Below are 18,242 nucleotides of genomic sequence, written 5' to 3'. Positions count from 1 at the left end.
AAAGAAATCGTTGTCCATGAAACCATAGACAGCGACAAAACAAGACACATTTCTATCGAAATTCATTTTAATCTCAAACCCATACCGGAAGTGGAGCAGGTCACAGGCTGACCGCTCCCCTGCTCCGGGGGATTCTTTAAAAACTCCATATATATTTCTTGACGTGCCGCCGCCCGCCAGAAAGCTGTATTGTTCCTACTAATTGGGGATAACACAGCTCATGGCTGGCGGCGGTGTCGTTCTGATCGGCCTTCAGCTTATCCCTCTGCTGTCCGGCCTGTTCAGCTAAGTGTCACCCGTTGTCCCTTTTTCCAGAAAAGGAGCTGATGTATGGACTTTATCATCGACGCAATCGTTGAATGGCTGAAAGGTCTGCTCGTCGATGGTATCATGGGAAATCTGGATGGCCTTTTCGATAACGTCAATCAGAGCGTTGGCGAGATTGCCACACAGGTAGGCACGACCCCGGCGGACTGGAACGCCGGGGTCTTTTCCATGATACGACAGATCTCTGAAACTGCCATCCTGCCAATCGCCGGGGTCATCCTCACTTTTGTAATGACCTATGAGCTGATACAGATGCTCATAGAACGCAACAACCTCCATGAAATTGACACATGGATGTTTTTTAAGTGGGTGTTCAAAACCTTTGTGGCTGTGATGATCCTAACGAATACCTTCAATATCGTGCTGGCGGTCTTTGATGTGAGCCAGCATGTGATCCAGCAGTCAGCGGGCATTATCCAGAACGGGACAGAGATCACGCCGGATATGCTGGACAGTCTACAGGCAGAGCTTGAGGCGATGGAGTTAGGCCCTCTGTTCGGGCTCTGGCTCCAGTCCTTCCTGATCCAGCTTACCATGATTGCCTTAAACATCGTGATCTTCGTCATTGTATATGGCCGTATGATTGAAATTTATTTACTCACAAGTTTAGCGCCTATCCCGTTTGCCACCGTCCCCAACAGGGAAACCGGGCACATGGGGCAGAACTATTTCCGATCCCTCTTTGCGGTGGGCTTTCAAGGTCTGTTGATCTTAGTCTGTGTCGCCATCTATGCGGTGCTGATCCAGAGTATCGCCACCGACGGCGACCCCATCGGGGCGATCTGGGGCTGCGTGGGATATACGGTGCTGCTGTGTTTTACCTTATTCAAAACAGGCAGTCTTGCAAAATCCATCTTCGGCTGCCATTAAGAGACTTCGGGCCATTCTGACCCGAAGCGGAAAGGAGGATCATGCCGAAAGAAAAATTTTCGATAATCTATGCAGATCCACCGTGGCGGTATGAGCAGAAAAACAGGCAGGGATCAGCAGAACTTCATTATCCCACTATGAGTATTGAAGAAATCTGTTCCCTTCCGGTGGCCGACTTGGCTGCAAAAGACAGCGTTCTGTTTCTGTGGGCAACATTCCCACAACTGCCGGAAGCCTTAAAGGTCATTAAAGCATGGGGCTTTTCTTATCGTTCTGTGGCTTTTGTATGGATAAAGAGGAACCGACGCTCCTACTCATGGTTTTACGGTCTGGGGTACTGGACCAGAGGCAATGCAGAAATTTGTCTTTTAGCAGTAAAAGGACATCCGAAGCGTAAGTCTGCCGGTGTCCATCAGCTTATTGTTTCCCCGATAGAGCGCCACAGTAAAAAGCCGGACGAGGCCAGGCGGAAAATTGTAGAACTGATGGGCGATATACCACGAGTGGAATTGTTCGCGAGAGAAAAAAAGCCCGGATGGGACGTGTGGGGAAACGAAGTTGAAAGCACTGTAAACTTGTAACAGTTTCGGGCCATGCTGACCCGAAGCGGAAAGGAGAAATCCATGCAGGAAAAAACTGCGGGCGGAACATCAGCCGCCCCTATGAAACTGGATGTAAGCGTGCGGGTCATCGAACCTGTGAAAAATCTCATGGGCTTTGCCAGCGTGAAATTCAATGACTGCTTTGTGGTGGAAAATCTGAAAATCGTACAGGGCAGCAAGGGCCTCTTTCTTGGGATGCCCAGCCAGTCAGACGGCAAAGGCGGCTACCGGGATATGGCCTACCCTGTCACAAAGGAGTTCCGGGAACAGCTCAATACCGCTGTTCTGCAAGCCTATGAGGCAAAGCTGGAACAGATGGCGGAGCGCGGCTCTGTGGGGCGTGCGTCCATCAGCGACCAGCTCAAAGCCGGAAAAGCGGCTGCCGAACAGGCAAAGGCAGAGCGGCCCCCAAAGGAAAAGACCAGCCGTGGGGCGGAGCGTTGATTTCGGGCCATGTTGGCCCGAAGCAGAAAGGAGGCGGGAACCATGCCACGCAAACGGACGGGCTATGACGCGGCCTGCTATTACGACGGAAAACTGCTGGGCCGCTGTACCAAAGCGGACAGCGACGCCTATACCCTGTTGATGAACGCCTGCGGCGGGGACGCCGCCCGTGTCCTTCGGGAATACGCCTACTTTTCCCCGGAGCTGAAGGCCATCTTGGAAAAGGCGGCGCTCATGCAGGCGGATCGGAGCCGGACGGGCGGAATGTTCCATGCGCCGAAAAGCTCCCCGTGGGGCGAGGTGCAGAGCTGTGAAACCCTCTGTCCGGGGGTGTTTCTGGTATCTACCGCCAGCCACGGCGGAACGATGGTGGCAAACGAGGTAGCCGCCGTCCTCTCCCCAGCGGCGAAAAAGTGCGGCTTCAAGGATAAGGGCTATATCTGCTATGAGGAGGACGCACAGGAAAGTGTGGTGCTCCGGGAGCTGCTGGACAAAAAGCTGTGGAACATCCCTGACCGCATTAAGGACAAAGGACAGTTTGAAGAAAAACTCAATCAGTCCATTCGGCAGTATCACCCCGAATACTGGCGGGCAAGGCAGAGCGGACGAGAGGCCGTCGAAACTGCCCGCAGCACAGCCCCGGCCAAAGAGGCCGCAAGATAACCTCGGGCCATGTTGGCCCGAAGCAATTAAGGAGGTGTACCCAAATGGCCTATGTGCCAGTACCAAAAGACCTTTCCAAAATCAAGACAAAGCTGGCCTTCAACCTGACGAAGCGCCAGCTTGTTTGTTTTTCCGGCGCGGCGGCGGTGGGCCTCCCGGCTTACCTGTTTTCCCGTGGCAGTATCGGGAACAGCGCTGCCATGTTTCTGATGATCGGCCTCATGCTCCCGTTCTTCTTTCTGGCTATGTATGAACGGGACGGCCTCCCGCTGGAAAAAGTGCTGAAAAACATCATCCGCACCCGGTTCCTCTATCCCCGTGTGCGGCCTTACAAAACCGAAAATTTCTATGCGCTGCTTAGCGCCAGAAAGGAGGCGCAGCCGATTGCGAAACAGCAGAAGGGCCGGAAAGCCCGCAGGCAAAAAGCCTGAAAAGCAGGGCCTTCTCGGCCTGTTCACAAAGGGAAAGAACATTCCCACCACCGCCCAGCAGACCCTCCCTTACCGGGAAATGTACCGGGATGGGGTGTGCCGGGTAGCGGAACGCTATTACACCAAAACCATTGAATACGAGGACATCAACTACCAGCTCGCACAGTCCGAAGATCAGGCAGCCATTTTTGACGGGTGGAGCGCCTGTCTGAACTACTTTGACAGCAGCCTTCCGTTCCAGCTTTCCTTCCTCAACCACCGGAGCCGCCCGGGCAGCCGGTACAGCGTGAACATCCCCATGCAGGATGACGATTACAACAGCGTCCGGTGTGAGTATGTGGAAATGCTGGAAAACCAGATCGCCAAAAGCAACAACGGCATTGTCCGCACAAAGCTCCTGACCTTCGGTGTGAACGTAGACGACCTTTCCACCGCCAGGGCAAGGCTGGAACGTGTAGAGGCGGACATTTGCGGGAACTTCAAAAAGCTGGGCGTCAAGTGCCGCTCCCTTTCGGGGCTGGAACGGCTGGAGCTCCTTTACGGGCAGCTCCACCCCGGCAGCGGCTCCCCCTTCCGGTTTTCATGGGATATGATCCCCAAAACCGGGCTTTCCACCAAAGACTTTATCGCCCCGGACAGCTTTGATTTCCGTTTCAGCCGACTGTTCCGGGTGGGGACGACCTGGGGCGCTGCCTCTTACTTGCAGATTTTGGCTTCGGAGCTCTCGGACAAGCTGCTGGCGGAGCTTTTGGAAATGGATGCGGAAATGACCATTACCCTCCATATCCAGACCGTCGATCAGGCCGCCGCCGTAAAATCCATCAAGGCCAAAGTTTCCGACATTGACAAGATGAAAGTGGAGGAACAAAAAAAGGCAGCCCGGTCAGGGTACGACATGGACATACTCCCGCCCGACCTTGTAACGTACAGCAACGACGCAAAGACCCTTCTGGAAGATTTACAGAGCCGGAATGAAAGAATGTTCCTGCTGACCTTCCTTGTGGTAAACATGGCCCCGACCCGCCGGGAGCTGGACAACGACCTGTTCACGGTGTCCGGTATCGTCCAGAAATACAACTGCACCTTGAAGCGGCTGGACTTCCAGCAGGAGGACGGTTTTCTTTCCAGCCTTCCGCTGGGCCATAACGGCATTGAGATCAAGCGCGGCATGACGACCAGCTCCACGGCCATTTTCGTTCCCTTTATGACGCAGGAGCTCCGCATGGATGGCGAAGCCGTCTATTATGGGCTCAACGCCCTTTCCCATAACGTCATCATGGCAAACCGGAAAAAGCTCAAAAACCCCAACGGCCTGTTCCTCGGCGTGCCGGGCTCCGGCAAATCCTTTGCCGCAAAGCGGGAGCTTGTGAACGTGTTCCTTGCCACAAAAGACCGCATTATCGTGGTGGACCCGATGGGCGAATACTCGCCCCTTATCAGGCGGCTGGGCGGACAGGTCATCGAGATCGCCCCGGACAGCCCCCACCACATCAATCCGATGGACATTGATTTGAGCTTCGACGAGGAAAACCCGATGGCGCTGAAAGCCGACTTTATCCTGTCGCTGATGGAGCTGATCGTCGGCGGCAAGGACGGCTTGCAGCCGGTGGAGCGTACCGTCATTGACCGCTGTGTGCGCCAGATGTACCGGGAACACTTGCAGGACCCGGAAACAAGCAAAATGCCGACCCTCCAAACCCTGTATGACCTGCTCTGTTCCCAGCCGGAGGGCGAGGCGGTGCGGCTGGCGACGGCCCTTGAAATTTATGTGTCGGGCTCTCTCAACGTGTTCAACCATGAAACCAACGTGGACCTGAACCGCCGTCTGGTATGCCTTGACTTAAAAAAGCTGGGGGCCGGGCTTCGGACGATTGCCATGCTCATTATGCAGGACTTGGTAAACTCGCAGGTGTCCATGAATTTCCTCCGCGGTATCGCTACATGGTGCTACTTTGACGAATTTCATGTGCTGCTCCGTGACCGTCTGACGGCAAGCTATTGTGTGGCGATCTGGAAAATGCTGCGAAAAAAAGGGTGCGTTCCGAGTGCTTTAACGCAGAACGTAAAGGATTTTCTGGCAAGCCCGGAGATTGAGAACATCTTTGAAAACTCGGACTTCCTTGTGCTGCTCTCGCAGGCACAGGGGGACCGGCAGATTTTAGCCAAACAGCTTGGGATCAGCCCCCACCAGCTTTCCTATGTGACCCATACCAATTCCGGCGAAGGGCTGCTGTTCTTCGGGAATACCACCATCCCGTTTGTTGACCGCTTCCCGCAGAATACCGAGCTGTACGCCATTATGACCACCCGCCCGGAGGACAAAAAACAGGAAATGAACCGGGCATAACACACTTCGGGCCATGTTGGCCCGAGGTTTGGAAAGGAGGGATACATCATCGGAAAGAAACCGGACAAACGGAATTTTCAGAGGCCGGGGCCGACGGAGGATACCGGGGGCAATCGCCCCGGACCGGCTGAACGGGAAGGGCCTTCCCCCGCACCATCCCGACGTCTGCGGTTTGAGGACGAGGATACCGGGCAGACCGGCGCTTCGGGCCACGATGGCCCGAAGTCCAAAAGCGGCAAGTTTCAAGAGGACAGCCGGAAAAGCCGTCCATCTGACCGCATGAGGCAGGAGGATGAAGCGGGCGGGCCGCAGGATACCGGCAAGGCACAGGAGCCGGAGGGCTCCGCCGAGAAGGCCGGGAGCAAAAAGGACAAGTACCAGAAAGCACAGGCAAAAGCGGAACACGCCGGGGAAATGCTGGGAAAGGCCCGGGAGAAACTGGACAAGACCGAGGCAAAACAGGCAGCGAAGAAGCCGCCGGGGCTTGCAAAAAAGGCAGTCCGGGGAGCCCGTACAGAAGCATGGTTCTATGTCCACAACAAGATTCACGAGGTCGAGCATGAAAATGTGGGTGTGGAAGGAGCCCATAAATCCGAGCTGGCCGCAGAGGCCGGGGCCCGGAAACTGACCCGGTATGCCAAACGGAGATACCGGGAGCACCCGGCCCGGAAGGTGGCAAAGTGGGAACGGAAGGACATAAAAGCCCGGGCCAATGTGGATTTTCAGAAGATGGCCTCCGAGCACCCGGAGCTTGCCAGCAATCCGCTTTCCCGTGTGCAGCAGAAATGGAAACTGAAACGCCGGTATTCCAAAGAAGCAAAGGCGGCTGCAAAACAGGGCGCAAAGGCCGCAAAGAAAACCGCTGCCGCTTCGGGAACTGCGACCCGTCGGGCGGCGCAGTTTGTGACCCGTCATCCTGTGGCGGTGCTGATCCTACTCCTGCTGTTGCTGCTCTGTTTTCTTGTGTCGGCGGTAAGTTCCATTTTCCCCACGCTTGGCAGCGGCCTTGCCAATGCGTTATCCGGCACCTCCTACGCCTCGGAGGATACGGACCTGCTGGGGGTGGACGAGGACTACACAGCGTTGGAAAACGAGCTGGCGCAGACGGTAGCGAACATTGAAAGCACCCATCCCGGCTATGACGAGTACCGCTATTCCGTGGACGAGATCGGCCATAATCCCTATGAGCTGGCGTCCTATCTCTCGGCAAAGTACCATGTCTATTTCCGTGAACAGGTGCAGGACGAGCTGCGGGAGATTTTCGAGGCACAGTATGAACTGACCTTGACGAAGGAAGTCGAGATACGCTACCGCACCGAAACCAGCACCGACCCGGAGACCGGGGAAACCACCACCGAGGAAGTCCCCTATGAGTATTACATCTTAAATGTGACCCTCACAAACAAAACGCTGCCCGCCGTGATCCTGCCGAGGCTTGACGAACAGCAGCGGGAAATCTACACCGTTATGCAGCAGCTCAAAGGCAACAAGCCCTATCTGTGGGAAGGGATTTACAACGGCGGCGAAGATACCGGCCCCAGCTATGAGATACCCGGCGAGGCGCTGGATGACCCGGCTTTTGCGGCGCTCATGGAAGAAGCCACAAAGTACATCGGCTGGCCCTATGTGTGGGGCGGCTCCAGCCCGTCCACCTCCTTTGACTGTTCGGGCTTTGTCTGCTGGGTGTACACGGCCAGCGGCGTCCACAACCTGCCCCGTACCACGGCGCAGGGCATCTACAACCAGTGCGCTATCATTTCCCCCTCCGAGGCAAAGCCCGGCGACATTATCTTTTTCACGGGAACCTATGACAGCCCCGGTCCTGTGTCCCATGTGGGGATTTATGTGGGCGACGGGATGATGCTGCATTGCGGGTCGCCCATCCAATACGCAAATATCAATTCAAGCTACTGGCAGACACATTTCTACGCCTTCGGGCGTTTGTGAGCCAGAAGAAAGGAGCCCTTGCATGAACAAGATCGACAAGCTCGATAAGGAGCTGGAAAAGGCCCGGGAGAAGGCCGCCGAGTGGCAGGCCAAAATCCGGGAGCTGGAAAAGCAGAAACAGGAGGAAGAAAACAGCCAGATCGTACAGGCGGTGCGCTCGCTCAAACTGACGCCCGCCCAGCTTATGGCTTTTCTGAATGACCCCAAAAACAGCCTTACCGCTTCGGGCCATACTGACCCGAAGCCGGAGGAACCCGGAAAGGAGGACACAGCCCATGAAGAAAACTAAATACCGCAGGCTGGCGGCGATGGCTGCCAGCCTTTTGTGTTGCCTGATCTTTACGGTCCCGGCCTATGCACAGAGCAGCGAGCCGCAGCCGGAGACAGCTCCCGCCCCGGCAGAAACCGAAGCAGAACCGGAAACCCAGAACCCCTTTACCCCGGACGGGACGGGAACCGTGGTGGACAATGCCACCGACGAGGATGGAAAGGAGTTCTACACCATCACCACCGCAGACGAGAGCGTGTTTTATCTGGTGATCGACAAACAGAAAACCAGCGAGAACGTCTATTTCCTCAATACCGTTACCACAGACGACCTTCTGCCTCTTGCCGAACAGGGTAAGGAACCGCCCAAAGAAGTGACCCCTGAGCCAGAGCCAAAGCCCACCGAACCTGTGGAGGAAGTACCGGAACCCGAGCCGGAGAAAAAGGACAGCCCCCTTCTCTCTCTGCTCCTGATCGGTGTGGTGGTGCTGGCCGGCGGCGGAATTGGTTACTATTTCAAGATTTACAAGCCGAAGCATGAGGCCCCGGATTTGGAAGATGATTACTGCGAATATGAGGACGGGGAGCTGGATGAGATCACAGAGGAACCCGAGGACGAAGATACCCCGCCGTGGGAGGAAGATACGGAGGAATGAGAATGAATTTTACAAGCAGCCCTTTTGAACGAATGATGAAGGAAGTACCGCACCCCGGCTGGGACAATGACGACCCTTGTAAGGGATGTCGTTATTACAAGGAATGCAAAGGAAAGAAAAAACAGTGCCGGAAGAAGTTCCGGGCACTGATCGTGGAGCCCCGCCCTTCGGGCCATCGTGGCCTGAAGTCTTAAATGGACGCCCGGGAGCTGACCCGTGATGAGAAGAAGAAGATCCGTTCTCTTGTCACGGGGATGTGTGCCAACTACGACCGGGAAAGCGGCCTGTGCCTTCCTCTTGACTGTGCCTGCTATATGCTGCACAAGTGCTGGACAGGAGCATACTGCCGTTACTTCCGCGAGGCTGTCCTGCCCCTTGACCCGGAGCTTCAAGCGGCGCTGACAACGGAAGGCATCTCCCCGGAGCTGCGGGTCTGTGCGGTCTGCGGAAAGGCGTTTCTGCCCGAGGGGCGCCAAGCCTACTGTTCCGACGCCTGCAAGACCGAAGGGAACCGCCGGAAAAGCCGGGAACGCATGAGGAAAATGCGGGAGAAAAGGCCGGGCGGCTGTTACGATTTGCCGCCTCCAAAGGCTTGACATTCCGGGCTTTTTTGAGGGTGTTTCCGGGGTGGGAATATCTTATTACATTCCTCCCCGGTTTTCCCTCTTATTTCGTAACATCCAGCACTTCGGGCCATGTTGGCCCGAAGCACAGAAAGGAGGTATCTCTTGGAGACAGTACAAGGATATGTGATTTTGAAAGCTGCCACCTTTGAAACCGGACACGGCTTTGCGCTGGGGCATAATCCGGGAGCGCCGAGCCCCTTTGTGACCTGGCAGTTTACCGAGGGGGAAAACGGCCATCGGGATTACTACTGGGGCCGCTATGAAACCAGTCAGGCGTGGGCGCAGCGGGACTTTGACCGCCGGGTGGACGACTATCAGCAGCTTTACCATGCGGCGGTCAAGCATACCGAGCTGGGACCGGAGGGCGTTTACCGCTATTATTCCACCCAGCGGCCCGTGGACATAGGAACTTACCCGAAGCTGCCGGATAACCAGCCTCTTTCCATCGTCAACTACGATGACGACAGGCGGCGTCCTGTGGCAGACGGCAGGCTGATGGCATGGGGCGAACTGACCTACGCAAAGCCGCTGACCGAAAAACAGATGGAGGACTATGAGTTGAAACCCGCACCGGGCAATCCTGACCGGGCGCGCCCACCCATTACCGCCCGGCTCAAAGACGGAACCAGAGGTCAGGAACCCCAAAAGGAGCCATGCCAGAAGCGGAGCCATAAAAACCATGAGGAACGATAAAGGAGGATCGCCATGCACGAAAAAGACAACTATCTGAAAACCGCCGAGCTCTCCACGGAGCAGAACTGCAACATGATCGACGGCGTACCCAACAACACGCCCATCCAACCCACGCCCCCGGAGCTGGACGCAAAACCGCTTGATAAGGTAAAGGAACCCAAAGAGCGCCGGAAAGGCCGGGAGCTGGAACGCTGATGGAGAACCGCAAGCGGAATGTCCATCTGCACGTCATGGTAACGCCGGACGAGCTGGCAGCCATCCATGAACGGATGGCTGAGGCGGGCATTTTCAACGCCGGGGCTTATGTACGGAAAATGGCTCTGAATGGGTATATCCTGCACATCGACCTTGCGCCCGTAAAAGAGCTGATCTCTCTGCAACGACGCTGTTCTAACAATCTCAATCAGGTTGCCATACACGCGCATACCTATGGCGTGTACCCGGATGAAATCGACGGATTGAAGCGGGACTATGAAAAACTGTGGGGCGAGGTGTCAAAGGTGCTGCGGGAGCTCTCCGAGCTGGTGGCAAAGTAAGACGAGGGCGGCAGGTTTTGCCTGTCGCCCTTCCTTTTTCATTTTGATGATAACTTTTGCCTACTATGGCATTGATAACTTTTCTATATAGTCGTATAATTAAATTAATTGTAGATTCTGACAATATTTTTAAAGGAGGTAACTCGATGGCTTCCAGCAGTATTTTTATATATGAATTGCGTTCACCGGCAGAAATCAATGTAGAATCAATATATTCACGCTTGAAAGGTTATCCAGAAGATGAAAATACCTATTTTAATTTGGAAATGATTAGTGCCAATGAACTACTGGGCGAATATGTCATTGTCCAAAATGCTCAAGAATCTTATTATAACCCTGAGCAGAGAGTTTTTGAATATCGTATTGTTCCTAAAGCAAATGTTATTTCTTTCAGCATTACGGATGATTTTTTGGAAATTTGGGGAAACAAAACTTCGGCAAACAAATTAGTATTTGAGCTATCAAATTTGTTAGCACCTATTTCCATTAATAGTGTCGAAGTTACGATTGACACTCTATTAGAAAAATTGAAAGGTTATAAATTAAAAGTCTCTAAAGTCTGCTTTCAAGATTTTCTCTTTACGGAAGATATTGTTGGCAACTTTACTGTGGATCTTTCATCGTATGGAGATGCTTTTTCTATCCTACAGAAATATAATGATAAAATTTCAAGCATGACTATTATTCTTTACTGTGATAATAGTTCAATTAAACTCCGGATTACAGCAAAGGGGCGAGTTACCGTTTATAAGTCTCGTTCTTCGATGGACGATGAAGAAATATTGTTTCTCCATCAAATCTTGCTAAATGGAGGTGAACATTAATGGGCGAACTTAGTCAAAGAATTGGAAAAAAATTAGAGCACTATGGAAATTCTATTTTTGAGCATTTGGAATGGAAGATTTTAGCTCAAGATGTTCAAATTGATTGTATAAGAGCTGCACATAAAAATGCAAAATCTTCTGACAAAAAAACGCATGGTGTAGATATATTAGCAGGATATTATAATCCTTTCACTAAACGCCAAGAGGCTTTTATTATAGAATGCAAACATCGCGAATGGTCTAACTTTATTCCGAGTAATTTGTCATTATGGGTTGAGGAATTGTGTAATACTATTGAGTGTGCTTCAACATCTCCTGCCTTAACTACATATTTAGAAGAATATACTTTAATCGGTGGGATTTTATTATATAATTCGAGTGATAACATATACGAGATGGAACGTGCGTTAAAAAGCATTTCCCAAATTAAGGTTCCAAGACGTCGCCATCCTCTAATGATTTATCTTGCAGATAATAGTAGGCTTGAAAAATGGTGTTCTTTTAATGCTGAAATTGCGAAAATTAAGCAAAACAGTATTGAAAATAGCTTTGGCATTATATATCCATCCATTGGTGGTTCTACCTGGGATCGTTCACCTGTAGTCACGCCAACATATTTATTTTCCGACTACATCTTGGCATCCTATATTAAAAGTGTAACTAACCAAGGCATTACAACAAAGGTTGATATAAAGGCCCTGTTTTGTTTTGAGCATGTTACAGATGATTCTTTAAAGTATTTGCAGGATATGATTAATGAATTACAATTAGAATCGAGAAGTGATCGTTATCAAGAAGTTCATTTCTATTTTTATCCTGAAACAGAAAAAGACATAGATCACATTAAAGAATCTTTTTCAAAAATGTTCGCAGAGAAAGATACTTTTAAATATTATCTGATGGATAATCGTCGTTTATCAAGAATCTATTATGAGTCATAAGGGAGGCGAGAATAATGGCAGTTCAATCCTTTGTTAAGGGGGATGACCTTAAAAAATTAATAGACGATAAACTAATTAACGCTCAAAGTGTCAAATATGTTTTACGGCAAAAAGGTATCCTTCCCGTATGTACTAATTCAGAGGCTCTTTCTGACTTGATACACCATCATTTTTTTGGCTCTGCAACTATGACTCAGATGCAAGAGGTTATGAATTTTGAGCAAAACAACTTGAAGTCTACTGTTGTCATAATCTCTCCTAAAAGCGAACAGTCCAAAGAAGATTTTCTGACGAGTATAGCAGATGAATTTGTCAATAAAGGCCGTAGTTCGAATACTAAGTATACATTAAAAAACATTGCAAGAAATCAAACCAGCGTAACATTGCAGTACATATATAAAAAACCCCAAAGAGGCCGTATTAAAATTGCTGAAACGCGAACAGTGACTTTAGATGTTACCATTTCCCCGTTAGAAGATGATTCGCAGAAGTATAAAGTTAGCATACGGCACGAAGGAATGTCCGAATCAAAACAGTTTGTCACACTTCTGGATGAAATGATTCAAGAAGATAGTGAGCAGGCTGTATTTGGTCTTAAAAGAATAACTTTAGCAAGTCTTTTAAAGGCACACAAGGTAGATTTCTTTGATGATTTTGGCGCGTACACTCACAAAGAATGGAAACTAACAGACATTATTAATGTTACTGTAAACAAAGATGAAAAAAGCATTGATGATGAAAATGACGAGACTACATCAGGCGAAATTGATGCTTCTGAACCCACCGGACGCCTTTCGGGAATTAGTAGTGCGATTTTAAAAGGTGACGGGTTAAGAAATAATGATTTTGTAAAGGAATGTATGTCTCAAGGTTTTATTTTTTCAAGTATGAGTTACAAGTTATCGCACAAGACACTCCCGATAACAATAGTAATCGATGTGAATTTTAAGCAAACCGACTTGAAAATCAATATTGTAAAAACATACCAGCTTGAAGATGACGGTATAGAACGTTTGGCCCCTTTACCTGCAAGTGACCAGAGTTTGTATATCGATTATTTTCAAAATGTTGCTTATGCAGTTTACTCAAATCTCATTGAGAAACAAAAAACTGAACTGGTTAAGCAAACTATCAAACCAGAAAAATAGAATATGTTTAAAAACGGATGGTTTCATTAGACCATCCGTTTTTATTTGAAAATAGATTTAGGACAGGATTCACTAATCTTTCGCAACATTTATGTCCCCGGACAGGCATGGTAAAATGAAGATAGAAAAGATAAAGGAGGTTTTGAAGATGAAGATACTGCTGAAAATATTGGTCGCTCCCTTTGCGTTGGCGCTGTCCCTTCTGGCGGCTCTGCTGGTGTTCCTGTTTGATATTTGTGCCGTCCTGCTGACGATTGCCTCTGTGATCCTGGTGGTGCTGGGTGTCGCTCTCTTTTTCACGCCGACGCCCATAGGCGGGATTGTATTTCTGTTTCTTGCCTTCCTTCTTTCGCCGTATGGACTGCAAGCGGCGGCGGGCTCCCTTCTCTGGGCGCTGGACGGAGGCAAATCCGCTCTGTATCGGTTCCTGGCAAGTTAAGCAGCCTCGGGCCATACTGGCCCGAAGTCGGGGCGGTCTGAATGGGCCGCCCCTTTCTCATGGAAAGGAGGGATGATTTCTGGCTACCACAACTTTGTTACAGCGCCATGCGGGCGAAGGCGAAACGATTGCTGAGGCTATCCGGGATTGTCTGGACTATGGCAAGGACCCGGAGAAAACAGAAAGCGGAAAGTATATCTCCGCTTATGAATGTGATCCGGCCACCGTGGCAGACGAGTTCCTTTTGGCAAAGGCCAGCTATGCCGCTATGACGGGGCGGGAACAGAAAAAAGAAAATGATGTGCTGTGCTATCAGATACGACAATCCTTCTATCCGGGCGAGATCACCCCGAAGGAGGCGAACCGTATCGGCTATGAGCTGGCTATGCGCTGGACAAAGGGGCGGCACGCTTTTATCGTTACCACGCACACCGATAAACAGCACATCCATTGTCACATTTATTATAACTCCACCACCCTCGACTGCACCCGGAAATACCGAAATTTTTGGGGCTCCAGCTTCGCCCTTCGGCGGCTCTCTGACAGGCTGTGCCTTGAAAACGGGCTGTCCATCGTGGAGAACCCGAAGCCCCGGAGCAAGGGTAAGTATCGGAATTATGGAGAATGGCAGAAAGAACGAAAAGGGCCGCTTTCCTATCAGGACAGGCTGCGCCTCGCCATTGATACTGCACTGGCGGAACGCCCCGCTGATCTGGACGAATTTCTCAATCTGATGAAGCGGGTGGGATATGAGGTCAAGAAGGTTCGGGGCGGCGGTATCAGTTTCCGGCTGACCGGGCAGGGACAGGAACGTTTTACCCGTCTGCGGGCCTCCACGCTGGGGGACGGCTACGACTTGCAAGATGTTCTGGCCGCCATTGAGGGCAAAGAAAAACGCCCCGGACATTCGGAGCGGAAAATCAGTCTGGCGGTGGATATTCAAGCTAAACTGGCTGCCGGTAAGGGACCGGGATATGAACGCTGGGCGAAGGTATTTAACATTAAGCAGATGGCCGCTGCCCTTGCCTATATACAGGACAATGGCCTGACCGATTATGAGCAGTTGGCACAGAAAGCTACCGAGGCGGCAGACCGTTTCCATGCCATTTCCGAGCAGGTCAAGCATACGGAACAGGCCATGAAAACCAATGCCGGGCTAAAGGCCGCAACGGTTCAGTATGCCAAAACCCGTCCGGTCTTTGAGCAGTATAAGGCGACGAAGTACAGCCGGAAATTCCTTGCGGAGCATGAGGCCGACCTTGAACTGTACCGGGCTGCACAAGCGGAAATGCGCTCTCTGCTGGGCGGGGCAAAGCTCCCTAAAATGGATGTGCTGAAGGAGGAAGGCCATAAGCTCACAGCAAAGAAAAAACAGCTCTATGGAGAATATCAAAAGGCACGACGGGATATGCAGGAGATCGTCACGATCAAGGCGAACATTGACACTCTGATGGGCTACACCGAGCCAGGAAGAAAGCAGGAAAAGGAGCGTTAAGGTTATGGAAATAAGGAGCAAAGCGACGCTGACACTTCGGGCCATGTTGGCCCGAAGATACGGGTTTGGGGCGAGCCCCAACAAGCCGCCTTTGTGCCACTTGTGGCCACAGAGGCATTGCTTGCCACTTAGCGGCAGCCCCTAAAATGGCGCAAAAAAACAGAGGCCCTTATTCTGGAACCTCCGTTTCTCTGGCTTTCTTAATGCCTTCGGCTGTGGCTTCTATCACGACAAGCTCTTTTTCATTCATGGAGTTTAGAAGTACATCAATGTGCTTTCTGCAAGAGCTTGACCTTGCCCCTCCGTCCGCATGAATAAACTGGTCAACTGAAACGTCAAACATAGTAATGAGTTTAACAAAAAGGTCGAAGCTGGGATATTGACCTTTGTTCTCAATATTCATAATGGTACGGGAGTCACGGTCTACTAATTCCGCAACGTAGGCTTGTGTCCAGCCCTTTTCTTCTCTGGCTCTTTTGAGAGCTGCCCCGAGGCCGTGAAAGTCAAACCTTCTTTCATCTTGGTTCATTCTCATATCACCCTATATCATTGTACATTTCGGGTTGGATTATGAGAATGTAATGAAATTTTACATAAAGTAGTATTTCATTTCATCAATGTGCATCCTCCAACTTGTACTATTCGAGATAAAGAACTATAATGTATTCTGTGGAGGTGCGAAATGGACTATATGACATTGAAAGAGGCCGCCGAAAAGTGGGGCGTGACACCTCGTAGGGTAAATTATTATTGCGCTGGAGGGCGTATCCCCGGCGCTGTGAAAATGGCCGGTGTTTGGCTGCTCCCTAAAACTGCGGAGAAGCCGATTGATGGCCGTAGGAGGAAACACGATGAAAATAGCAATATGCGATGATGATCTGGTACTAAACAGGAAACTTCATCAATTTATATTTGAAACTTACCATGATATAGATTTGCGAATAGACGAATATCGCTCGGGAGAAGAATTTTTGCAGAAAATTTCTACATCAAAGTTAACCTATGATTTACTCTTGCTGGATATAGAAATGGATAAAGTCAACGGAATTACAGTTGCGAAGGAATTGAAACAACTCTCGCCCAAAACCTTTGTTGTGTTCATTACATCCCATGATGAATTTGCAACAGTTGGATATGAAGTTTCCGCATTTCGCTATCTTATTAAACCGATCAATAAAAATAAACTGATTGAAGCAATAGAAGCTGCTAAGGAAGAACTCTTATCTATAAAAAGCATTTCATTCCAAAACAAAGACGGCGAGTATATTATTCCATTGAATGATATTTTATATTTTGAAGCCCAAAATCAAGAGGTCTTAGTATCAACAGCGGAACAGCAGTTATTGCACCGTGGAAATTTGAATGATTATGAACAGCGGCTTTCACAAGAAGGATTTTATAGAGTACATAGAAGCTATTTAGTAAATTTACGATTTGTGAAGTCATATAGCAAAATAGAAATAATACTGAATGGTGGTCAAACAATCCCTCTTAGCCGATTGCGTTTCAAGGAATTTACAGCTTTTTTTCGGGAGTTTGTGAAACGGACAGCGAGGTAATTCTATGGAGGTTTTGAATTTATTTTCCGTTATATTGGACTTGCTGGCATGGACGGCCTTAATCCGTCTGCTGTATTGTCCGGGATTAAAATTTGATTTAAGGTTTTGGAGCTATATTACTCTGATTGCCGTAATTGAGCAGATTTTTGTTTATCAAGATAAAATTCTGGAGGCTGTTGCTATTATGACAGTCTTATATCCGCTGGTTTTAATTCTGCTCATACCGGTTGAAAAGAAAATCTTAAAATTTGTTCACTCCCTTATCATCATTCAATTTTTGTTTATTCCAGCAAATATGATTTCATTGCTCGCTGGAATGGTCGGACTTGATATAGATATAACTGTTACTGTCCTATATGCAATTATTGATATAATCATTTTGACTTTTTGCCACAAGAATTATGAGAAAGCTATCCATAATATTTGCATAATCGGAAAATCAGATATAGCATTTTGTCTTGCCCTTAACATTTTTTCCTTGTATGTAAGTTTCATTGTTGATCCAGCATTTGGCCTGTTCGAGCAATCTGACCGATATGGAATGATAGGATTACTCATCATTGTAACTGTTCTACTGAATTTCCTATTCTGTCTTTTAATTTTTAGAAACAAGGTGTCCAGTTACTATAAGACAATGTACCAGCTTAACAATCAGTACATGGAAATGGAATTACGCTATTTCTCAATTTATAAAGATAGTCAAACTGAGCTGCGCAAATATAGACACGACATGAAAAATCATCTGCTTTGTTTGCATGCTCTCTGCGAGGAAGAAAATTATCCCGAAATCAAAAAATTCGTTCAAAATCTTACAGATGGCTGGAAAGACTTAAATCCTTTTTACCATGTCGGAAATGATATTGCAGACGCAATTATCAATGGAAAGTATTACACGGCTAAGGAATATGGTATAGCATTTGATATTTCTGGCTCTTTTCATAGTGGCTTGACTTTATCCGCTTTGGAGATCTGCACAATCTTTTCCAATGCACTTGACAATGCGATTGAGGGCAATCTAAGAATTGAAGATGAAAGCAAGCGGTATATCAATGTTAAAATAAAGCAGACAGATAATTTCTTTGTGGTATCTTTTGAAAATCCTTTATCTGCCCCAGTTGAGGCCAGAAACAATTTTCTGATAGCAAGCACTAAAAATACTGGCGATCATGGATTTGGATTGTTGAATATCAAAAATACCGCAGAAAAAAATGGAGGTTATATTGAAGTTGATGTGCAAAAACACTTTATCCTTACAGTGGTAATTGCACGCTGAACATCTCACTCCATATAGCAAACATCTCACGACATGAAAACCTCATGTCGTGTTTTTTTATGTGCGCCCAGTATGGGCGCAATCTAATCGGTGAAAGTCCGTAACACGCCCTGATAGTGGGAAGTGTATAGCCAAGAGCAAGGGTGTCCATCGT

23 protein-coding genes and 1 pseudogene are annotated in these 18,242 nt (G+C 49.2%); 23 read left to right on the top strand and 1 reads right to left on the bottom strand.

Annotated elements, in window-relative coordinates; all coding sequences use genetic code 11:
* Positions 1-205: 205 nt before the first annotated feature.
* From ACTO17_RS17995 to ACTO17_RS17900, 20 genes and pseudogenes are all read left to right on the top strand, one after another.
* Positions 206-289: pseudogene (locus tag ACTO17_RS17995) on the top strand (Maff2 family mobile element protein); the annotation flags it as partial.
* A gap of 41 nt (positions 290-330) precedes the next feature.
* Positions 331-1,197 carry a VirB6/TrbL-like conjugal transfer protein, CD1112 family gene (locus ACTO17_RS17990; RefSeq protein WP_023042360.1) on the top strand — a complete coding sequence of 289 codons (867 nt, stop codon included), beginning with the start codon at positions 331-333 and terminating at the stop codon, positions 1,195-1,197.
* 41 nt (positions 1,198-1,238) lie between these two features.
* Complete coding sequence (locus ACTO17_RS17985; protein WP_023042361.1) at positions 1,239-1,778, top strand: MT-A70 family methyltransferase; 540 nt, start codon at positions 1,239-1,241, stop codon at positions 1,776-1,778.
* A gap of 42 nt (positions 1,779-1,820) precedes the next feature.
* Positions 1,821-2,243 carry a SpoVG family protein gene (locus tag ACTO17_RS17980; protein WP_023042362.1) on the top strand — a complete coding sequence of 141 codons (423 nt, stop codon included), beginning with the start codon at positions 1,821-1,823 and terminating at the stop codon, positions 2,241-2,243.
* 9 nt (positions 2,244-2,252) lie between these two features.
* Positions 2,253-2,906 (top strand): DUF7007 domain-containing protein, encoded by a 654-nt coding sequence (locus ACTO17_RS17975; protein ID WP_482558905.1) that lies wholly within the window; start codon positions 2,253-2,255, stop codon positions 2,904-2,906.
* Positions 2,907-2,950: 44 nt separating this feature from the next.
* On the top strand, positions 2,951-3,337 hold the full coding sequence (locus ACTO17_RS17970; RefSeq protein WP_023042364.1) for a PrgI family protein: 387 nt from the start codon (positions 2,951-2,953) through the stop codon (positions 3,335-3,337).
* A complete protein-coding gene (locus tag ACTO17_RS17965; RefSeq protein WP_482558904.1) occupies positions 3,255-5,684 on the top strand; it encodes a VirB4-like conjugal transfer ATPase, CD1110 family in 2,430 nt (809 codons plus the stop codon). Before ACTO17_RS17970 ends, ACTO17_RS17965 begins: the two co-directional genes overlap by 83 nt.
* Before the next feature lie 279 nt (positions 5,685-5,963).
* A complete protein-coding gene (locus ACTO17_RS17960; RefSeq protein WP_482558903.1) occupies positions 5,964-7,631 on the top strand; it encodes a C40 family peptidase in 1,668 nt (555 codons plus the stop codon).
* Positions 7,632-7,653: 22 nt separating this feature from the next.
* Positions 7,654-7,920, top strand: a complete 267-nt coding sequence (locus tag ACTO17_RS17955; protein ID WP_023042370.1) for a DUF4315 family protein — start codon at positions 7,654-7,656, stop codon at positions 7,918-7,920.
* Positions 7,907-8,554 (top strand): DUF4366 domain-containing protein, encoded by a 648-nt coding sequence (locus ACTO17_RS17950; protein ID WP_023042371.1) that lies wholly within the window; start codon positions 7,907-7,909, stop codon positions 8,552-8,554. Before ACTO17_RS17955 ends, ACTO17_RS17950 begins: the two co-directional genes overlap by 14 nt.
* Before the next feature lie 2 nt (positions 8,555-8,556).
* Positions 8,557-8,748, top strand: coding sequence for a hypothetical protein (locus ACTO17_RS17945; RefSeq protein WP_229207356.1), 192 nt, complete (start codon positions 8,557-8,559; stop codon positions 8,746-8,748).
* A complete protein-coding gene (locus tag ACTO17_RS17940) occupies positions 8,749-9,150 on the top strand; it encodes a cysteine-rich VLP domain-containing protein (RefSeq protein ID WP_042898657.1) in 402 nt (133 codons plus the stop codon). It begins immediately after the preceding gene.
* Between the two features lie 132 nt (positions 9,151-9,282).
* The gene (locus tag ACTO17_RS17935; protein ID WP_482558902.1) at positions 9,283-9,873 is read left to right on the top strand and encodes a defense against restriction DarA-related protein; all 591 of its coding nucleotides are present in this window, start codon (positions 9,283-9,285) and stop codon (positions 9,871-9,873) included.
* Between the two features lie 12 nt (positions 9,874-9,885).
* Complete coding sequence (locus ACTO17_RS17930) at positions 9,886-10,068, top strand: DUF4316 domain-containing protein (RefSeq protein ID WP_023042373.1); 183 nt, start codon at positions 9,886-9,888, stop codon at positions 10,066-10,068.
* The gene (locus ACTO17_RS17925) at positions 10,068-10,409 is read left to right on the top strand and encodes a plasmid mobilization protein (protein WP_023042374.1); all 342 of its coding nucleotides are present in this window, start codon (positions 10,068-10,070) and stop codon (positions 10,407-10,409) included. Before ACTO17_RS17930 ends, ACTO17_RS17925 begins: the two co-directional genes overlap by 1 nt.
* A gap of 146 nt (positions 10,410-10,555) precedes the next feature.
* Positions 10,556-11,233: a hypothetical protein gene (locus ACTO17_RS17920; RefSeq protein WP_023042375.1), complete on the top strand. Its 678-nt coding sequence runs from the start codon at positions 10,556-10,558 to the stop codon at positions 11,231-11,233.
* The gene (locus ACTO17_RS17915; RefSeq protein ID WP_023042376.1) at positions 11,233-12,174 is read left to right on the top strand and encodes a PD-(D/E)XK nuclease domain-containing protein; all 942 of its coding nucleotides are present in this window, start codon (positions 11,233-11,235) and stop codon (positions 12,172-12,174) included. Before ACTO17_RS17920 ends, ACTO17_RS17915 begins: the two co-directional genes overlap by 1 nt.
* Before the next feature lie 14 nt (positions 12,175-12,188).
* Positions 12,189-13,322: a hypothetical protein gene (locus ACTO17_RS17910; protein ID WP_023042377.1), complete on the top strand. Its 1,134-nt coding sequence runs from the start codon at positions 12,189-12,191 to the stop codon at positions 13,320-13,322.
* Positions 13,323-13,470: 148 nt separating this feature from the next.
* The gene (locus ACTO17_RS17905) at positions 13,471-13,761 is read left to right on the top strand and encodes a CD1845 family protein (RefSeq protein ID WP_023042378.1); all 291 of its coding nucleotides are present in this window, start codon (positions 13,471-13,473) and stop codon (positions 13,759-13,761) included.
* Positions 13,762-13,840: 79 nt separating this feature from the next.
* Entirely contained in the window at positions 13,841-15,256 is a 1,416-nt protein-coding gene (locus ACTO17_RS17900) for a relaxase/mobilization nuclease domain-containing protein (RefSeq protein ID WP_042898659.1), read from the top strand.
* Between the two features lie 169 nt (positions 15,257-15,425).
* Here the strand turns inward: ACTO17_RS17900 and ACTO17_RS17895 are convergent, their stop codons facing one another.
* A complete protein-coding gene (locus tag ACTO17_RS17895) occupies positions 15,426-15,785 on the bottom strand; it encodes a helix-turn-helix transcriptional regulator (RefSeq protein WP_036626676.1) in 360 nt (119 codons plus the stop codon).
* A 153-nt stretch (positions 15,786-15,938) separates the two neighbouring features.
* On the opposite strand from ACTO17_RS17895, the gene ACTO17_RS17890 reads away from it, so the two are divergent.
* From ACTO17_RS17890 to ACTO17_RS17880, 3 genes are read left to right on the top strand one after another with little or no spacing between them, the layout of a single operon-like run.
* Positions 15,939-16,130, top strand: coding sequence for a helix-turn-helix domain-containing protein (locus tag ACTO17_RS17890; protein WP_023042380.1), 192 nt, complete (start codon positions 15,939-15,941; stop codon positions 16,128-16,130).
* Entirely contained in the window at positions 16,108-16,815 is a 708-nt protein-coding gene (locus tag ACTO17_RS17885; RefSeq protein WP_021419841.1) for a LytR/AlgR family response regulator transcription factor, read from the top strand. Before ACTO17_RS17890 ends, ACTO17_RS17885 begins: the two co-directional genes overlap by 23 nt.
* Positions 16,816-16,819: 4 nt before the next feature.
* Positions 16,820-18,088: a sensor histidine kinase gene (locus tag ACTO17_RS17880; protein WP_482558901.1), complete on the top strand. Its 1,269-nt coding sequence runs from the start codon at positions 16,820-16,822 to the stop codon at positions 18,086-18,088.
* Positions 18,089-18,242: the final 154 nt, after the last annotated feature.

The organism is Petralouisia sp., from assembly GCF_056822245.1.
Note: the sequence above shows the minus strand (reverse complement) of the source record. Positions and strands in the feature narration are given on the sequence as shown.